Raw genomic sequence first — 16,431 nt, forward strand, 5'->3', positions numbered from 1 at the left:
TTTTGTCCCGATTCCTGGTTTAGACGTGCCCTGCGGACAGCAGGTACGAGTACGCTTCGTTGATTCGCTTCAAACGTTCTTCGGCCTCTTTGTTTCCCCCGTTCAGGTCGGGGTGAAACCGCTTCGCCAGTTCCTTATAGCGGAATTTGACCTCCTGAGGAGTCGCCTCTTCGGGCAAGCCGAGCCGCCGTAGGGCTTTGGCAACCGGCCCCGGGACGCGGCGCTTGGCTTGCCGGAGTCGTACCCCATCGATCCCAAGTGGGTTGTCGCGGAAGAGGCCGAACTGATCGTCGATTCCTTCAAAGATCGCCTTTTTTCGGGGCGCGCCTTTTGTCTTGCCCGTAACGCTCCAGGTCGGTCGATGCCATGTATTTGTGTTGTGGCGATAGTCCTCAACCTGGGCGTCGGACATGCCCTCAAAATAATTCCACGATTTGTTGTATTCGCGAACGTGTTTGAGGCAAAACCAATGGTATTCCGACGGCTCGCTACGGGATTTGGGCGCACGATGCGCACCTTCGGCGTCGCAACCCTCTTGGTCGCACAGGCGTTTGGACGTCGATTCACGTATCGTTTCGCGGGGGTCAAAGGTCATTGGCGGAGTATGATATTTCGCAAACGTCCCGGCAAACCAAACTCGTGCATCAATATGCCGAAATGCAACAATTACTGAGGTTCTAAAAATGGGTGCTGAGAGCAGAATTCGCAACCGGTTGTCCGAACTCAAGCCATCGGTCGTCGAGCTTGTGGACGAGTCTGCCAAACACCAAGGGCACGCCGGGTGGCGGGAAGGCGGGGAAACTCACTTCAATCTGAAGATCGAAGCTGCCGTTTTTGATGGAAAGTCTCGCGTGCAGCGCCAGCGACTCGTTCTCAAGGCCCTGCAGCCTGAGTTCGATGCCGGCCTCCACGCATTGACGATCGACGCCTACGCGCCGGGCGAGCGGACCAAGTCGTCCGGAAACGCTGCCTAGAGGACCAACACCAAGAGGAACGGCATTGTAGCGAACGAGATTGCCGTCGACAGGATGATGGCTGCCGCGACATCGTCGGGTTCCCGTTTGTACCGCAGGGCGAACACATAATTGAAGATCGCCACGGGCATCGTGGATTGCAAAAGCAGGACGCCGCGTACCGTCCCTTCCAGGCCGAACAACTCGGCGATTGCTAGTCCGGCGAGCAACCCGCCGAGCAAACGCGCCACGGCGAATCCCAGACTCCGATGCACCCGCCGCAACCGCATCCTGGCAAGCGAGACCCCAAGGGTCAGCAACATCAAGGGAACGACGAGCGACGCGAGGAGATCGACGGTGTTGGTTGCCCACTCCGGCAGGGCCGTTTGCGTCACCATGAACGGCAGCGAGAGCAAGACGCCGTACAGAACGGGTGTTCGTATTAGTTGTTTGGCGTGGATGCCGCCTGCATGAATCGAAATGCCGATCGTAAACTGCGCAACGGAGTGAACGGAGAATGCGGCGACCGCGAGCGCGAGACCCTCGTCGCCAAAGGCGAAGAAGGCGAGCGGTATACCCATGTTCCCGAGATTGCCGAACATCACCGACGGGAGATAGGACGACAGCGGCAACCGCAGAACGTATTTGATCGCCGCCGCGCCAACGGTCCCAATAAGCGCGAGGACTGAAAGATAGGATCCCGCGACAGCGCCAAGGGTCTCCATCGACACGTCAAGACGCGTGAGGGAGGAGAAAACCAAACACGGCGTTGCAACGGTCAGGACGATCCCTGTCACGAAGTCGGTATCGAAGATGCGACCTGATCGAACCCATGCGAAACCTATCGCAGCGGTTAGAAAAACCGGCGCGACGATCGAAAAAAGCTCATCGATCATCGGGTCGTTTCCAGCCCAAACGCCCTCACCGTCAGGTCTTCGTCAACGCCGTCAGACGTAGCAGCGTGATCTGATTGCGCTTGCGGCGAACGATCTCGAATCGCGTGTTGTAATACTGAAATACTTGCCCTACCTCGGGGATGGATTGAGACTCGTGAATGACGATGCCGGCGACCGTCACCGCCTCCTCGTCAGGTAACGACCAGCCCAAGTCGCGGTTCAGGTCGCGGATTGTCACACTGCCCTCGACGATAACGCTTCCATCCTGTTGCGATCGGATGCCACGGTGCGCTACATCGGTTTCGTCCGTTATCGGTCCGACGATCTCTTCCAAGATGTCTTCCAGCGTCACCATACCCATGAGGGCGCCATACTCATCCACGACAAGGGCGAAATGTTGGTGCCGATCGCGAAACGCGGCCATTTGCTCAATTAAGGTAGTCGTCTCCGGAATGAACCATGGCTCGGCGGCGATTTGCTGCGGATCGATCGCCGCGCTGCTTCCGCCCGCGGCAACGAGGGCACGCAACACATCCTTTGCATGGAGGATGCCGACGATATTTTCAGGTTCGTCTCGCCACAGCGGCAGTCGGGTATAGGGACTGCTCAGAACTTCCTTGACGATTTCCTCCGGCGGTTGACCGACGTTCACCATCGTCATGTTGCTGCGGTGGATCATGACGTCTTCGACGCTGGTTTCGCTAAGATCGAAAATACCGTGGAGCATGTCGCTTTCATGCTTCACGATTCCGCCTTCGTCGGCGTGGATTTGAATGGCGCTTCTTAGTTCTTCCTGCGGCGATACCAGAAGCGCGTGTGCGCCCCGTTCGGCCCCGAATAGACGCAGTGTCAGGCCGACGATCCACTCGACCGACCTGACCACCGGCGTCAGGACCGTGACCGTGGCGCCGACGAACGGTGCGACCCGGAGCGATGTCCGTGTCGGGTGTCTCAGCGCGTAGGTTTTTGGAAGAACCTCGGCAAAGATCAGGACGAGGGCCGTCATCAGAATCGTCGCGTAAACAACGCCTGCATCTCCGAATTCACTGATCAGGACGCTCGTCGCGAGAGCGGATGCGAGGATGTTGACGAGGTTGTTGCCGAGGAGAATGGAGCCGATAAGGCGTTCGCGCGCCTCGATCAACCGAATGACGGCCTTGGCCCGCCGGTTACCTTGCTTCTCCAGATGTGAAATCCGCGGCCGCGATGCGGCCGTTAGGGCGGTTTCCGATCCGGAAAACAAGCCGGAGAGGAACAGCAATGCCAGTATTGCGAGGACGGTTAAGACAACTTCCATATTCATGCGCCGCCTACGTTAAGTCGCGCCGCAGGCGTGCAGCGCTGAAATGACGCTCTCGCGAGCGATGTTGTTTGCTAATGAAGCCTGCCCGATCTTGTCGATGAGGACGAATGTGAGTTTGCCTGCCCGAACTTTCTTGTCCTGGGCCATGTGAGCGTACAGGCTTGAGGCTGTCGCCTCTATGCCGAGATCCTTCAAACTGACGGGCAGGCCGATCGACGACAAGTGGTCTCGCACGCGATCTGTGTCGGTAAAGCTTCTATCACTTGAGAGGTGCGCAGCCATCACAATACCCGCAGAAACGGCTTCACCGTGCAAGACGCGCCCATCGAAGCCGGCGGTCGCTTCGATCGCATGGCCGAAGGTGTGGCCAAGGTTGAGCAGGGCGCGGGCGCCGCGCGTCTCCCGTTCATCCGATTCGACGATTGCGGCCTTCGTTCTGCAACTCACGGCGACCGCGTACCGAATTGCTTCGGGATTGCGCTCAAGGACGGCCGCACCGTTCACTTCGAGCCAATCGAAGAAATCGGCGTCTGCAATAAGTCCGTACTTGGCAACTTCTGCATACCCCGCCCGCATTTGGCGATCTGGAAGCGTGTCGAGCGTGTCCAAATCGATCAAGACCAGTGAGGGCTGATGGAATGTGCCGACAAGGTTCTTACCATGCCCCGTATTGATGCCCGTCTTGCCGCCGACCGAACTGTCTACTTGAGACAATAATGTCGTTGGAATTTGAGCAACGGCGACACCCCGGCGCAGGATGCTTGCCGCAAAGCCGGCGAGATCGCCGATAACGCCGCCACCAAGTGCGATGACCACGTCGCTGCGCTCAATCTCGGCATCCAGCATCGCGCCGATTACACGTTCGAGGTGGCCGAAGTCCTTCGTCGACTCGCCTGGCGGCAGAACAATGGCCTGCGAGTTCATCCCCGCGGACTCGCAGCTTGCCTTGAGTGCGGCGAGGTAAAATGAAGCGACGGTTTCGTCCGTGACAATCACGCATTTGAGCGCGCCCGTCGCCGCCGCAATCGTGGCGCCTGCTCCGGCTATGACCGCGCGCCCAATCAGGATGTCGTAGCGACGGCCCGGTAATCCGACTTGGACCGTTTCTTCGATCGTCATTGGGGAGCTCTCGAGTGAGGGTTTTCCAGTAGATGGTCGCGCAGCGCGTCCAGAATGGTATCGACGACCTTGTCGATCGCGGTGTCGCCGCTATCGACAACCAAATCGGCCTCCGCGTAGATAGGGTCTCGTTCGGCCATGAGCCTACGGAGCGTCGTGCCAGGATCGTCCGACCCCGTCAATAGAGGGCGATTACTGTTTCTTTTGACGCGCTTCAGAATTGTCTCAAGGTCGGCACGAAGCCATATCGACAATGCCTTGCTTCGTATGCGCGCTCTTGTTTCGGGGTCGATGAAGGCGCCGCCGCCCGTCGAAACAACCTTCGGCGGGCCGTCCAGAATGCGTTTGATGACACGGCGTTCGCCTTCACGGAAGGTTGCCTCGCCGTGAAATTCAAAAATGTCGCTGATCGAGCACCCTGCTGCTTTCTCTATCTCGGAGTCGGCGTCGACAAAGGGAATGCTCATTCGCCGGGCCAACCGCCGCCCTACAGTGGTCTTACCCACGCCCATCAGACCCACCAATACCAAGGGCCGAGAGGGCGGTTTGATTTGCCCACGCCCCCGTTTTTTCTGTGCCATGTGTTCGATAACCGCCGGTGGTTTTGCCGGAGTGGTTTGAAAGCGAAATGTGCACCAAGTAGAATGCCCCATCGTCGCCATATTTTGGCAAGATTATATCTATCTTGGCGCGTTGCCTTAAAGTGCCGCGTTAAGAATAGGGGGCGAGGCTTAACCAGATGTCGATGGCGTCAAAACTGACAATTTTTCTGATCGTCGCGTTGGTGGCAGGCGTGACGGTCTTCTTGGCTACCTGGGATATACCGGCGCCGACCAAGCAGGTCGAAAAAGTCCTGCCTGACAGCCGGTTTCCCCGGTAGATATCATGGAATACCTACGCCTGCGCCGCGGGATTGTCATTTTCGCGGCATTTTGGCTCGTGATCGGCGGCGGTGGGCCTACCCACGCCCAGCAAGCCGCCGATGGACCGATACGGCTCTTGCCAACCGTGCCACCGACACCGAAATTGCCCGACGCCGAGACTGGTGCCGCGACGGCGCAAGGTCAGCCGGTGCCTGCCGATCAGGGAATTGCCGTCGTCGCGCTTGAACAGTTCGACCCATCGTCCGTTGGTGTGTTGTCCCTTGAGACCGGGGGATTCGACGTGACCCTGTGGTCCGGGGCGCGGCGCGAAATGGTCGAGGGACTGTTGCCGCATATCCCGGCACTGACGCCGTCGCGGGTCGCTCAATCTCTTCGCCGCAGACTTTTGCTCACCGCCGCCAAAGTTCCGTCGGGCCCTGCGACCGCACCGAGTTTTCTTGGGCTGCGGGTCGAGCGGCTGGCCGCCGCCGGCGACTACGCGTCGGCGACGGCATTGGCTGCGCTCGCCCCACCACAAATGGACGATCCTGCCCTCGATATTGCCCGCGCAGACGGGGCTCTCCTCGACGGCAACCATCAGGCGGCCTGTGAAATCGTCGATCGGTCGCTCGCGCTTAGCCGCCGCGCGCCCTACTGGGTCCGGCGGTTCGTTTTTTGTAGAGTCCTCGATGGCGATGTCGAGCACGCCCGTCTTACGTCGGCGATCCTGCGGGAGTTGCCGGGCGATCCGGACCCCTTGTTCGATCGGCTGCTGGCAACTTTGGTGGATGGTAGCGACGTTCAGATCGAACCCGCAAAAGACGTGACGCCCCTTCACTTCGCCATGATCCGGGCGGCCCGTCGAGCAATTCCCGATAGCGCGGCAAACAGCGATAATCCCGCGCTCCTGCGCGCGATCGCGACCTCCGCCAATGCCTCGATCGAGGCGCGCCTCATGGCAGGCGAAGCGGCCGAGGTTGTGGGGTCGTTGTCGGCGGAATCGCTCGGCCAAATCTATGCGAGCCTAGCCTTCAGCGACGATCAACGTGCCAACGTCCTAACGGCGGCGCTCGAGCTGCCGCGCCCACTCGCGAACGCGTTGCTGTTTCAGTCTGCGGTCGGAGAAGACATTCCCGCTGCGCAAGCCGAGGCGCTGCAAACCGCGCTCAAGTTGGCGAATGCTCGGACACACGGGATGGTTGCGCGCGTTAATGCCGATCGCCTTGTGGCGCTGACACCAGATCCCGACCTTGTGTGGTTCGCTGCGGATGCAGGTTTGGCACTACTACACGCGGGCGCGGTCGACGGTGCGCGTGGGTGGTTCGACCTCGCGCGCTTGCTTGTTTCAGAAACGCAAGCCGATGCCGCCGTGGCCGTCCTCAAACTATGGCCGCCACTGATGGTGCTTCCGCCCTCGGACCCATTGCCCTGGGTGTCCGACGCGGTGGTGGCTTGGTGGCAAGGAATTGTGGAACTCGACAGCAATCAAATGTCGAACCTCGGCGGTACGGTGCTGTCGGTGTTCGACGCCGTCGGTCTAGCCGTTCCCGATCCCGTCTGGGAGCAATTTACCAAGTCGGCGGCATCGGTTCTCGCGGAACGCCCATCGGTTGGGGTCCTAAGGGGACTGCACGCTGCCGCCCAAGGCGGTCGCGTTGGCGAGACGGTCTTGTTCGCTTTAGTTGCTTTGGGCGACAAGCACCCTGCCGAAGTCGATGCGGTTGTCCTAGCCGATGTGGTTGCGGCGCTTCTGGCCGTCGGTCTGAGACAGGATGCGCTGGCGTTGGCGCTCGAAGCGGTGGTTGGCCGGAGCCTTTGATGGCGGAAGAGGCCCCAACCGAAACCTTGATCGAGCGGTTTCTCGAGATGATCTCGGCCGAGCGCGGTGCTTCCCCGAGAACGCTGTTGGCCTACGGCAAGGATCTGACCCACCTCGCCGACTATCTCATTCGCGAAAAATGTAGTGCTGTTGGGTGTGACGGTGTGCTGTTGCGGCGTTACGTCTCGACTCTGGGTGCCCGCGGTTTGGCGCCCACAACAGTTGCCAGAAAAATTTCGACGCTACGCCAGTTCTTCAAGTTCTTGGTCGTAGACGGCGTTCGTGTCGACGACCCCAGCCGTGTCCTTGACCCGCCGCGCCGTGGGCGATCGTTGCCACGGGTTTTGGCTGCAGCAGAAGTCGAATCGTTGCTACTCCAGGTTCGTCGGATGACCGGGCCTGAGGGGGCGAGGGCCACGGCGTTATTGGAGCTGCTGTACGCTTCCGGTCTTCGCGTGAGCGAATTGGTCGGCCTTCCCCTCTCTAGTCTCGACCTAGACGCCGGGTTGGTTCTAGTCCGGGGTAAGGGCGACCGGGAACGATATATTCCCGTCGGCAATTCAGCTTTGGCCGCATTGCGCGCCTACCTTGAGCGACGCCGCGAGTTCCTATCCGCCGACAAGGCGTCGCCCTGGCTGTTCCCCTCCCGCGCCAACCCCGGCCACTTGAGTCGGCAACGGTTCGCACAGATCCTCGATGAACTCGCGGTGAAGGCTGGCGTCGATCCGAGACGGGTTTCGCCGCATGTGCTGCGCCACGCATTCGCGTCCCATTTGCTCGCAAATGGTGCGGATTTACGCTCCGTCCAGCAGATGCTTGGACACGCCGACATTTCTACGACACAAATCTACACCCATGTCCTCGAAGAGCGTCTCCGGCAGACCGTGGTGGACCATCACCCGCTGTCCAAGGGCGCGGAGACGGTAGGCTGAATGAATACTTTCCTCGATTTCGAAAAACCCGTTGCCGAGCTCGAAGGTAAAATCAAGGAACTGCGACATACCGCGCACGGTGGCGACGTGAATATCTCGGACGAGCTCGGCAAGCTCGAGACCAAAGTCGACCAAGTTCTAAAGCAGATCTATGGGAAGCTCACGCCGTGGCAGAAGATGCAAGTTGCACGACACCCGGACAGGCCGCACTTCTCTCACTATGCCGAGGCGTTGTTCGACGACTTCATCGAGTTATGTGGAGACCGGGCCTACGGCAACGATGCGGCTTTGGTCGGTGGAATCGCTAGGTTTCGCGGCCGCTCGGTTTTCGTCGTCGGCCATGAAAAGGGGAGCGGAACGGACGGGCGTGTGCGCCACAATTTCGGTATGGCACACCCCGAAGGGTACCGTAAGGCCATTCGTCTGATGAATATGGCCAATCACTACAATTTGCCGCTGCTAACGTTTGTCGATACGCCCGGCGCTTATCCCGGGGTCGAGGCCGAAGAGCGCGGCCAATCGGAGGCGATTGCCCGGTCTATCGAAACTAGCCTTCGCCTCGAAGTCCCCTTTATTGCATCCATCGTCGGTGAGGGCGGTTCGGGCGGTGCGGTCGCCTTGGCGACGGCAGACCGCGTCTTGATGCTCGAACACGCGGTCTATTCGGTGATCTCTCCGGAAGGTTGCGCCTCGATCTTGTGGCGCAGCGCCGCGCGTGCACAGGACGCAGCGGACGCCTTGAAGCTTACCGCCGAGGATCTTCTAGGTCTCAAGGTAATCGACCGTGTCGTGCCCGAACCGCTGGGGGCCGCGCACCGCCAGCCTACAGCCGCGATCCGCGCGCTTGGCGATGAAATCGAAAAGACTCTCTCCCGCCTCCTTGCTGAGAAATCGGGGTCTCGGCGGATTCGCCGGCGGGAAAAATTTCTAGCGATGGGACAGGCGTGAGAGCGCGTTCAGGCTAGTTCAGCCGACCATGGCATTGTTTGAATTTCTTCCCTGATCCGCAGGGACAGATTTCGTTTCTGCCAACCTTGCCCCAGGTCGATGGGTCTGTCGGGTTGCGCCCGGCCTGGGATCGCGCGCTGCGGGTTGGGCCGGTGCCAGGGCTTTCCGATGCCATTTCGTTATTGCCGGTTGCCGGGTCGGTATGGATTTCTTGGGTTTCCTGGGCGGGCCGAGCGGCGGCGATTTGGGCGGCCGCGGGCGTGTCCATCTGAAGTTCGACATGCGAAAGGTAGGTCGCGAGATTGACCCGGAGCGACGCAAGCATCGATTCGAACATGTTGAATGCTTCGCTTTTGTATTCGTTCAACGGATCGCGCTGGCCGTAGGCACGTAACCCAATGCCCTGCCGGAGGTGGTCCAGACCGAGCAAATGATCCTTCCAGTGCTGATCGAGGACCTGCAGCATCAAGCTCTTTTCGACCACGCGCCAAACATCGGCACCGTAGCGAGTAGCCTTCTCCGCAAATCTTTTGCTCACGGCATCCTTAACGCGATGTCGGATTTCCTCGTCGGCAATTCCCTCTTCCGAAGCCCATTCGTCGATCGGGAGATCGACGGCGAAGATGCGTTTGACTTCTAGATTCAACTCCGAGGTTGCCCACTGCTCAGCGTAAGCGCGCTCGGGGATATGCGTCGCGACGAGGTCTTCGATGACTTGGTCGCGCATGTCTTTGAAGGTTTCCGAGACATCCTTGGCCTTCATCAAATCGATCCGCTGGTCGTAAATGACCTTGCGTTGATCATTCATGACGTCGTCGAACTTCAGGAGATTTTTTCGGATATCGAAGTTGCGTGCTTCGACCTTTTGCTGCGCCTTCTCGAGAGCCTTGTTGATCCAAGGATGAACGATCGCTTCGCCGTCCTTCAGACCAAGGCGTCGCAGCATCCCATCCATTCTCTCGGATCCGAAAATCCGCATAAGGTCGTCTTCGAGAGATAGGAAGAATTTCGATTGACCTGGGTCGCCCTGACGTCCCGAGCGGCCACGGAGTTGGTTGTCGATGCGACGGCTTTCGTGACGCTCGGTGCCGACAACGTATAGACCGCCGGCGGCCATGACGGCCTGCTTTTCTTGTTCGATCTCCGCCGTGATTCGCTCGCCCGTAGCAGCCTGGTCGGTTTCGGGCGCTTTGGCGTCGACTTCGTCGGCTAGACGCATCTCCAGATTGCCGCCGAGCTTAATGTCGGTGCCGCGGCCGGCCATATTAGTCGCGATGGTTACAGCGCCGAGCCGGCCTGCCTGAGCAATGATGTGCGCTTCCTGTTCGTGATAACGCGCATTCAGGACGCGATGGGGAATCCCTTTTTTCTTGAGCGCCGCCGCGAGGTCCTCGGACTTCTCAATCGAAACGGTGCCGACGAGGCAGGGTTGCCCGCGCTGCTGACACTCCCCCACCAACTCGATGATGGCGTTCATTTTCTCGGTCGCGTTGCGGTATACCTCGTCGTCTTCGTCCTTCCTCACCATCGGCTGATGGGTCGGCACCGCCACTACTTCGAGCTTGTAGATGTCGTGGAACTCTTCGGCTTCTGTCGCCGCCGTTCCGGTCATCCCGGAAAGTTTGGGATACATCCGGAAGTAATTCTGGAAGGTGATCGAGGCGAGCGTTTGGTTTTCCTGTTGAATAGAAACGCGCTCCTTGGCCTCGAGCGCTTGGTGCAGACCTTCGGAATAGCGGCGACCTTCAAGCGCCCGACCGGTGAACTCATCGATAATGATGACGCGGTCGTCTTTGACGATGTAGTCGCGGTCTTTCAAGAATAGGCGGTGTGCGCGTAGGCCTTGATTGGCGTGATGCACAACCGTCACGTTCTCAATATCGTAGAGCGTTTCACCCTTTAGGAGGCCTGCCTCGCGCAGGAGTTCCTCCATATGCTCAACCCCGGTCTCCGACAACACCACCGTCCGGCTTTTCTCATCGAGCTCGTAATCTTCGGCGACCAACTTCGGAATGAGGTCGTCCAGCTGCAGGTACAGGTCGGAGCTGCTTTCGGCTGGCCCCGAGATGATCAATGGCGTCCGGGCCTCGTCGACCAAAATCGAATCGACTTCGTCGACGATGGCGAAGTTAAACGGGCGTTGCACCATCGAGGCCAGTTCGAACTTCATGTTGTCGCGGAGGTAGTCGAACCCGAATTCGTTGTTGGTGCCATAGGTTAGGTCGGCTTTGTACTGCTCGCGCCGCTCGTCGTCGCTCAGCCCATGAACGATGACGCCCACAGTCAGGCCCAAGAATCCGTAGACCTGGCCCATCCATTCGGCATCCCGCCTAGCGAGATAGTCGTTGACTGTCACAACATGCACACCCTTTCCGGCCAGCGCGTTGAGATAGACGGGTAGCGTCGATACCAGGGTCTTGCCTTCGCCGGTGCGCATTTCCGCAATCTTGCCCTGATGGAGGACCATGCCGCCGATCAACTGCACGTCGTAGTGACGTTCTCCGAGGGTTCGCTTGGCCGCTTCGCGGACCGTCGCAAAGGCTTCGGGGAGCAGGCTGCCGAGCGTTTCGCCGTTGGCGATTCGTTGGCGAAATTCGCCGGTTCGGGCGGCAAGTTGGGCATCGGACAAAGAAGAAATCGAGTCTTCAAGACCGTTAATGTGATCGACAACGGTTCGGAGTTCGCGAACGACGCGATCGTTTGCCGTGCCAAATAGGCGTCTGGCAATCCCGCCGATCATCTAGAATCCTCACTATTGCTGTAGGTGCAGGGCAGGCGCGAAGGGCGCATTGGCACGAGAAATAAGGACCGCCAATCCGTCTGTCAACGGAGGCAGCGACATCGTGACCGGCGCATTTCGGTCAATCGGACGTGAGGGGCCGTGCCAAAAAAATGCCGAGTATTGGCTGGGCTCCATGTTACAACCGCGTTTGCCGCTCCTGTGTCATTCGCCCAAGAAGGGACTTGCCGATGCTTTCCAACGTTGCCCGGTTATCCGGCGCACTTGCCGTGACTGTCATTTTTGGGCTGGGCTCATTTGCTGTGGCGCAGGAAAGCCCGCAGGATCCAGTCCGTGCAACCGTTGCCGGCGAGGAAATTCGTCAATCGGATGTCGACGCTTTCATCGCTCAATTGCCCGAACAGGTCCAGTCCGCGCCGCGCGAACAGATCGACCCCTTGGTCGTCAACGAGCTAGTCAATACCCGATTGGTGGTTGCCCTCGCGCGGTCGGCAGGTACCGAACAGGACGCAGAGTACAAGCGCCAAGCCGAAATCGCTGTCCTGCGTATCCTGCAAAACGTCTATTTGAGCCGCCAGATCGAAAGCGGATTGACGGAAGATCGGTTGAAGAAGCTCTATGACGAGTTCGTCGCGGATAACCCGCCGACTGAGCAAATCCGGGCCAGCCATATTCTTGTGGAAACGAAAGAAGCTGCCCAGGCGATCGCAACCGAGGTCCGCGGCGGCGCCGATTTCGCCGAAGTCGCGCGGCGGGAATCTACAGGTCCGTCCGCGAGTGCGGGGGGGGATCTCGGCTATTTTGAGGAAGGACAGATGGTCCCGACCTTTTCGGAAGTTGCTTTTGCTTTGGAGGTCGACGAGGTTTCGGAGCCGGTTCAGACCCAGTTCGGTTGGCATGTCATCAAGCTGACGGACCGTCGTCAGGCGCCCCCTCCGGCGCTCGACGAGGTGCGCGACGAGCTAACCCAGCAACTGACGAATGTGATCGTGCAAGAGGTGCTGACCGAGGCGCGCAAGGGTGTCACCGTCGTTCTGTATGACGCTAAGGGGAATCGTATCGAGAACTAGCCCCATTGCCGGGGCGGCGTTGTCCCGGCATTCTAGCGCGATATGGCACGACAACTGACGAAATCGCCGCTTGCGCCGGATACCTTTCCGGACCTTCCCCCGGTTCCGGGGGTCCGTCTGTCAACGGTTACCGCGGGCATTAAATACGATCGGGCCGATGTGTTGCTGGTCGAAATGCAGGAGGGGACGACGGCTGCGGGCGTCCTGACACGATCTCGCACGGCGTCCGCGCCGGTTTTGTGGTGCCGCGATATCCTGCGGTCGGGGACCGCCCGCGGCCTCTTGGTCAATGCCGGGAACTCCAATGCGTTCACCGGCTACGAAGGTATTCGCGCGGTCGCCGCGACAACCGCTGCCGTGGCGCGGACCCTCGGCTGTAGGGCCGATCAGGTTTTTGTCAGTTCGACCGGCGTCATTGGCGAAAAACTGCCAACGGACAAGATCCTTGCGGTGATCGAAACGCTGAATCAAGGACTAAACGAAAACAACTGGCGCGCGGCGGCGGAGGCCATTCGAACCACCGATACTTTCCCAAAGCTGGCGACTCGCCCGTTCAAGATCGGGGATACGCTCTACCAGTTGAACGGTATCGCCAAGGGGTCCGGAATGATTGCCCCGGATATGGCGACTATGCTGGCTTACGTCTTCACCGATGCGGCCATTCCCCATGACGTCTTGCAGGCCGAACTGGCGCGTGCCAACGAGCGCTCTTTCAACGCCGTCACGGTAGATGGCGACACTTCGACCAGCGATACGATGCTGCTCTTCGCAACCGGCGCCGGCCTACGGCACGACCCTATTCTGAATACCAAAAGCCCGCTCCTCAGAGGGTTCCGCCGCGCGTTAACCGAACTCACCAAAGATCTCGCCCACCAGATTGTCCGCGACGGCGAAGGAGCGACCAAGTTCGTTGAGATTCAGGTTTCTGGCGCAAAGTCTAAGCGGGCGGCGAAGCGCATCGGGATGTCGATTGCCAACTCGCCGTTGGTTAAGACGGCCATTGCCGGCGAAGATCCGAACTGGGGAAGAATTGTGATGGCTGTCGGCAAGGCTGGCGAAGAGGCCGACCGCGACCGGCTTCGAATTGCCTTTGGTGAGCACCTTGTTGCCGAAAATGGAACTGTCCGCGCGGATTATCAGGAATCGATCGTCGCCGGCTATATGAAGAATCCGCGAATTGAGATCAAAGTCGATGTCGGCGTGGGCCGCTCGGCGTTCACCGTTTGGACGTGCGATTTCACCGAAGGCTATATCCGGATCAACGCGGACTATCGTTCCTAGCTAACGCGCGTGGCTTTGGTGGTGCGATGAACGTCCAAAATTCGATCGTGCAACCCTTAGAAACATCGCGGCTTCACCTTCGGTCGTTTGCCACAGCGGACAAAAGTCCGTTGGTTGCGCAACTGACCGATCCGTTGGTTTCAAAACAACTCGCTTTCGTCCCGCATCCCTATGACGCGAGTCACGCGGAGGCTTGGATAAAGGATTGCGCGCGCAACCCGCCGGGCAGGATCGTCGGATGTCGCTTTGCGATCGAACGACGCGAGGACGGCGCCTTCATCGGTGGACTTGGGTTGATGCCCCACGAACGGGCCTTCGAACTTGGATACTGGCTCGATCGCAGGTGTTGGGGACAGGGCTTCGCCACCGAGGCGGTTGGCGCCGCTTTGGAATTCGGCGTGGCTGCCCTCGGCATGCGGCGCATCGTTGCCTTCGTGTTCATGGGGAACCCGGCGTCGACCCGCGTTTTGGCCCGCCTTGGCTTCGTTTATCGAGGCCTCGAGGCCTCGGCAGTGACAAATGCTTCGAGTAAAAAAGTGCTGCGCTACGAACTCCACCGCACCGCATGATCGCGACCCCGGTCGATAGCGATAGGCTTTCGTTGCGGTTGCCCACCAGCGCCGATGCCGCAGATCTCGTCCGGCTGCTGAATGACCATGCAGTTGTAAAATTTCTTTCGAACGTTCCCTCCCCCTACCGTGACCGAGACGCAATCGATTTTATTACGTCGGCCCTGGGTCACGGACCGCTGCCGGTAGGGTGCGCACTGCTGGTCGAAGATCGTTCGACTAACGCGGTCGTTGGGGCCATTGGAGTCCGCGCCCACGACCTGCCGGACGGTAAACGCATTGGAGAAATCGGCTATTGGTTGGGCAGGTCCTATTGGGGAATGGGCTATGCGACGGAGGCGGTCGCGGCACTGTTGCCGCAGTGTTTCGCCGGTTTGGGTTTGGATCGTATGACAGCGTCGGTTGACGCCGAGAATACGGCTTCGCTACGAGTGCTGGAGAAGAACGGCTTCCAACCGGTGGGCTTGGTCGATCAGTGGCTGCCCGCGCGTGGACATGGCAAGAAGTCCGTGGTGATGACGCTCGAGGCCGATCGGTGGCGTGCGCAAGCGACCTTGCCGACGGTGCTTGTCGTCGCCGTTGCGTTACTCGACGGCGACGACCGCGTCCTCATCGCACAGCGGCCGCAAGGCAAATCGATGGCGGGCCTTTGGGAGTTCCCTGGCGGCAAGGTTGCTGCCGGCGAAGCGCCGGAAGACGCACTGATTCGCGAGCTTCGGGAGGAGCTTGGCATCGATACCGAGGAAAGCTGCCTCGCTCCATTTTGCTTCGCTTCCCACCGCTACGAGGCCTTCCACCTCCTCATGCCGCTTTACATTTGTCGCGTCTGGTCGGGGCAGGCGCATGGCCGGGAAGGCCAAAGCCTGCGCTGGGTCGGCGTCAACGAGCTGACAGCGATCGACATGCCACCAGCCGATATTCCCCTCGTCGCCATGTTGCGGGATTACCTCTAGTCCTTTGGCGCAGCCTTTTCGCCAGCCGTTTGCTCGGTAGTGTCCAGCGCGGCGGCGAGCCGGGTTCGGGCGCTCCCGGGACGCAAGGGGCGTTGTTGGGACTCATGCGGCGCCCAGCCCGTCAGATAGGTCACCTCAAAGGTGGCCGGTATACGGTTGTCGCGACCGTACTTCTGGGCGTACAGCGCCGCAGCGCGCATGAACACGGCGCGTGACGAAAAATGCCTGGGCCGTAGGGCGAGGGCGTTGGTTTCCCCCATCCCGCGCAGGTCGTGCATGAGCGCGAACATTGTCTCATAGGTAACGTCGATACGGTCTTTATCGGCGACGGGAAGGGTGAACCCGGCGCGTTGCAAGAGGCCGCCGGCATCGCGAATTTCGGCAAACGGACTCACCCGCGGACTTAGCCCACCGGAAATCTCTATTTCCGCCGTCGCAAGACAATCGCGCAGTTCATGGAGCGTTTCGCCACCGAGAAACGCCGCGACGAACAAACCGTCCGGGCGCAACGCGCGGCGGATCTGGGACAACATGCCGGGCAGATCGTTGATCCAGTGTAACGCCATGACGCTGACCGCGAGGTCGATCGAAGACTCTGCAAGAGGGAGGCCCTCGGGGCCGGTTACGACGGACAGTTCGCCGCCTCTCGGTCCGGGCGAGTCCAAGCTGGTTACGAGTGTTGCGATCTTGCGCGCATCGAGTACCCCCGCATTTGCCATCAGCGCGGCGAAACCGGGTTGGCCGCTGAGATCCACGGCGATCGGGAACTCGCGCCGAACGTCCAGCAGACGGTCGGCAAGCCTGCTTCCGACTTCCTGGAACAAAAAAGAGCCCAGCGGGTTTAGCGACCGCGACCTCAAGCGGTTTCGAACGACGGACGGTCGATCGAAGAGATTTGCGTCACCCATAGCGTTATCTGCCGGAGCCGTGGCGGGAACGCTGCGATCCTACCCCACCTCGCGCGAATTGATGCTAGAGTGCGCGC

Annotated in this window: 16 protein-coding genes; 9 read left to right on the plus strand and 7 right to left on the minus strand. The window is 59.8% G+C overall.

Translation table 11 applies throughout. From position 1 onward, the window contains the following. Positions 1 to 19: 19 nt before the first annotated feature. Positions 20 to 595 (minus strand): J domain-containing protein, encoded by a 576-nt coding sequence (locus RID42_05615; GenBank protein MEQ8247141.1) that lies wholly within the window; start codon positions 593 to 595, stop codon positions 20 to 22. Between the two features lie 88 nt (positions 596 to 683). On the opposite strand from RID42_05615, the gene RID42_05620 reads away from it, so the two are divergent. Continuing rightward, complete coding sequence (locus tag RID42_05620) at positions 684 to 974, plus strand: BolA family protein (GenBank protein MEQ8247142.1); 291 nt, start codon at positions 684 to 686, stop codon at positions 972 to 974. On the opposite strand, the gene RID42_05625 is transcribed toward RID42_05620, so the two are convergent. The 4 genes from RID42_05625 to RID42_05640 are packed head-to-tail and all read right to left on the minus strand — an operon-like array spanning position 971 to position 4,933. Beyond that, positions 971 to 1,849 (minus strand): AEC family transporter, encoded by an 879-nt coding sequence (locus RID42_05625; protein MEQ8247143.1) that lies wholly within the window; start codon positions 1,847 to 1,849, stop codon positions 971 to 973. The genes RID42_05620 and RID42_05625 overlap by 4 nt on opposite strands. A gap of 31 nt (positions 1,850 to 1,880) precedes the next feature. Continuing rightward, a complete protein-coding gene (locus tag RID42_05630) occupies positions 1,881 to 3,146 on the minus strand; it encodes an HlyC/CorC family transporter (GenBank protein ID MEQ8247144.1) in 1,266 nt (421 codons plus the stop codon). Positions 3,147 to 3,164: 18 nt separating this feature from the next. Then, positions 3,165 to 4,271 carry a 3-dehydroquinate synthase gene (aroB, locus tag RID42_05635; GenBank protein ID MEQ8247145.1) on the minus strand — a complete coding sequence of 369 codons (1,107 nt, stop codon included), beginning with the start codon at positions 4,269 to 4,271 and terminating at the stop codon, positions 3,165 to 3,167. After that, positions 4,268 to 4,933, minus strand: coding sequence for a shikimate kinase (locus tag RID42_05640; GenBank protein MEQ8247146.1), 666 nt, complete (start codon positions 4,931 to 4,933; stop codon positions 4,268 to 4,270). Before RID42_05640 ends, aroB begins: the two co-directional genes overlap by 4 nt. Positions 4,934 to 5,010: 77 nt before the next feature. Here RID42_05640 and RID42_05645 point away from each other — a divergent pair, with 77 nt between their 5' ends. The 4 genes from RID42_05645 to RID42_05660 are packed head-to-tail and all read left to right on the plus strand — an operon-like array spanning position 5,011 to position 8,833. After that, positions 5,011 to 5,151: a hypothetical protein gene (locus tag RID42_05645; protein ID MEQ8247147.1), complete on the plus strand. Its 141-nt coding sequence runs from the start codon at positions 5,011 to 5,013 to the stop codon at positions 5,149 to 5,151. A gap of 5 nt (positions 5,152 to 5,156) precedes the next feature. Continuing rightward, a complete protein-coding gene (locus RID42_05650) occupies positions 5,157 to 6,953 on the plus strand; it encodes a hypothetical protein (GenBank protein MEQ8247148.1) in 1,797 nt (598 codons plus the stop codon). Then, entirely contained in the window at positions 6,953 to 7,885 is a 933-nt protein-coding gene (locus RID42_05655; protein MEQ8247149.1) for a site-specific tyrosine recombinase XerD, read from the plus strand. Before RID42_05650 ends, RID42_05655 begins: the two co-directional genes overlap by 1 nt. Next, on the plus strand, positions 7,886 to 8,833 hold the full coding sequence (locus RID42_05660; GenBank protein MEQ8247150.1) for an acetyl-CoA carboxylase carboxyltransferase subunit alpha: 948 nt from the start codon (positions 7,886 to 7,888) through the stop codon (positions 8,831 to 8,833). 13 nt (positions 8,834 to 8,846) lie between these two features. On the opposite strand, the gene secA is transcribed toward RID42_05660, so the two are convergent. After that, the gene (secA, locus tag RID42_05665; GenBank protein MEQ8247151.1) at positions 8,847 to 11,573 is read right to left on the minus strand and encodes a preprotein translocase subunit SecA; all 2,727 of its coding nucleotides are present in this window, start codon (positions 11,571 to 11,573) and stop codon (positions 8,847 to 8,849) included. A gap of 230 nt (positions 11,574 to 11,803) precedes the next feature. On the opposite strand from secA, the gene RID42_05670 reads away from it, so the two are divergent. Genes RID42_05670 through RID42_05685 form a run of 4 tightly spaced genes read left to right on the plus strand, consistent with a single transcriptional unit; the run spans position 11,804 to position 15,446 of the window. Further along, positions 11,804 to 12,643, plus strand: a complete 840-nt coding sequence (locus RID42_05670; protein MEQ8247152.1) for a peptidylprolyl isomerase — start codon at positions 11,804 to 11,806, stop codon at positions 12,641 to 12,643. Between the two features lie 42 nt (positions 12,644 to 12,685). Then, positions 12,686 to 13,924 (plus strand): bifunctional glutamate N-acetyltransferase/amino-acid acetyltransferase ArgJ, encoded by a 1,239-nt coding sequence (gene argJ, locus RID42_05675; protein ID MEQ8247153.1) that lies wholly within the window; start codon positions 12,686 to 12,688, stop codon positions 13,922 to 13,924. Positions 13,925 to 13,950: 26 nt separating this feature from the next. After that, on the plus strand, positions 13,951 to 14,493 hold the full coding sequence (locus tag RID42_05680) for a GNAT family N-acetyltransferase (GenBank protein ID MEQ8247154.1): 543 nt from the start codon (positions 13,951 to 13,953) through the stop codon (positions 14,491 to 14,493). Further along, positions 14,490 to 15,446: a bifunctional GNAT family N-acetyltransferase/(deoxy)nucleoside triphosphate pyrophosphohydrolase gene (locus RID42_05685; protein MEQ8247155.1), complete on the plus strand. Its 957-nt coding sequence runs from the start codon at positions 14,490 to 14,492 to the stop codon at positions 15,444 to 15,446. Before RID42_05680 ends, RID42_05685 begins: the two co-directional genes overlap by 4 nt. On the opposite strand, the gene RID42_05690 is transcribed toward RID42_05685, so the two are convergent. Beyond that, positions 15,443 to 16,354 (minus strand): methyltransferase domain-containing protein, encoded by a 912-nt coding sequence (locus RID42_05690; protein ID MEQ8247156.1) that lies wholly within the window; start codon positions 16,352 to 16,354, stop codon positions 15,443 to 15,445. The genes RID42_05685 and RID42_05690 overlap by 4 nt on opposite strands. Positions 16,355 to 16,431 lie beyond the last annotated feature (77 nt).

Source organism: Alphaproteobacteria bacterium, from assembly GCA_040216735.1.
Lineage (GTDB): Bacteria > Pseudomonadota > Alphaproteobacteria > SHVP01 > SHVP01 > CALJDF01.

Excerpts from the sequence above, each read along its gene's own strand:
- RID42_05615 (MEQ8247141.1), bottom strand. The coding sequence starts at position 595 with ATGACCTTTGACCCCCGCGAAACGATACGTGAATCGACGTCCAAACGC.
- RID42_05620 (MEQ8247142.1), top strand. The coding sequence starts at position 684 with ATGGGTGCTGAGAGCAGAATTCGCAACCGGTTGTCCGAACTCAAGCCA.
- RID42_05625 (MEQ8247143.1), bottom strand. The coding sequence starts at position 1,849 with ATGATCGATGAGCTTTTTTCGATCGTCGCGCCGGTTTTTCTAACCGCT.
- RID42_05630 (MEQ8247144.1), bottom strand. The coding sequence starts at position 3,146 with ATGGAAGTTGTCTTAACCGTCCTCGCAATACTGGCATTGCTGTTCCTC.
- aroB (MEQ8247145.1), bottom strand. The coding sequence starts at position 4,271 with ATGACGATCGAAGAAACGGTCCAAGTCGGATTACCGGGCCGTCGCTAC.
- RID42_05640 (MEQ8247146.1), bottom strand. The coding sequence starts at position 4,933 with ATGGCGACGATGGGGCATTCTACTTGGTGCACATTTCGCTTTCAAACC.
- RID42_05645 (MEQ8247147.1), top strand. The coding sequence starts at position 5,011 with ATGTCGATGGCGTCAAAACTGACAATTTTTCTGATCGTCGCGTTGGTG.
- RID42_05650 (MEQ8247148.1), top strand. The coding sequence starts at position 5,157 with ATGGAATACCTACGCCTGCGCCGCGGGATTGTCATTTTCGCGGCATTT.
- RID42_05655 (MEQ8247149.1), top strand. The coding sequence starts at position 6,953 with ATGGCGGAAGAGGCCCCAACCGAAACCTTGATCGAGCGGTTTCTCGAG.
- RID42_05660 (MEQ8247150.1), top strand. The coding sequence starts at position 7,886 with ATGAATACTTTCCTCGATTTCGAAAAACCCGTTGCCGAGCTCGAAGGT.
- secA (MEQ8247151.1), bottom strand. The coding sequence starts at position 11,573 with ATGATCGGCGGGATTGCCAGACGCCTATTTGGCACGGCAAACGATCGC.
- RID42_05670 (MEQ8247152.1), top strand. The coding sequence starts at position 11,804 with ATGCTTTCCAACGTTGCCCGGTTATCCGGCGCACTTGCCGTGACTGTC.
- argJ (MEQ8247153.1), top strand. The coding sequence starts at position 12,686 with ATGGCACGACAACTGACGAAATCGCCGCTTGCGCCGGATACCTTTCCG.
- RID42_05680 (MEQ8247154.1), top strand. The coding sequence starts at position 13,951 with ATGAACGTCCAAAATTCGATCGTGCAACCCTTAGAAACATCGCGGCTT.
- RID42_05685 (MEQ8247155.1), top strand. The coding sequence starts at position 14,490 with ATGATCGCGACCCCGGTCGATAGCGATAGGCTTTCGTTGCGGTTGCCC.
- RID42_05690 (MEQ8247156.1), bottom strand. The coding sequence starts at position 16,354 with ATGGGTGACGCAAATCTCTTCGATCGACCGTCCGTCGTTCGAAACCGC.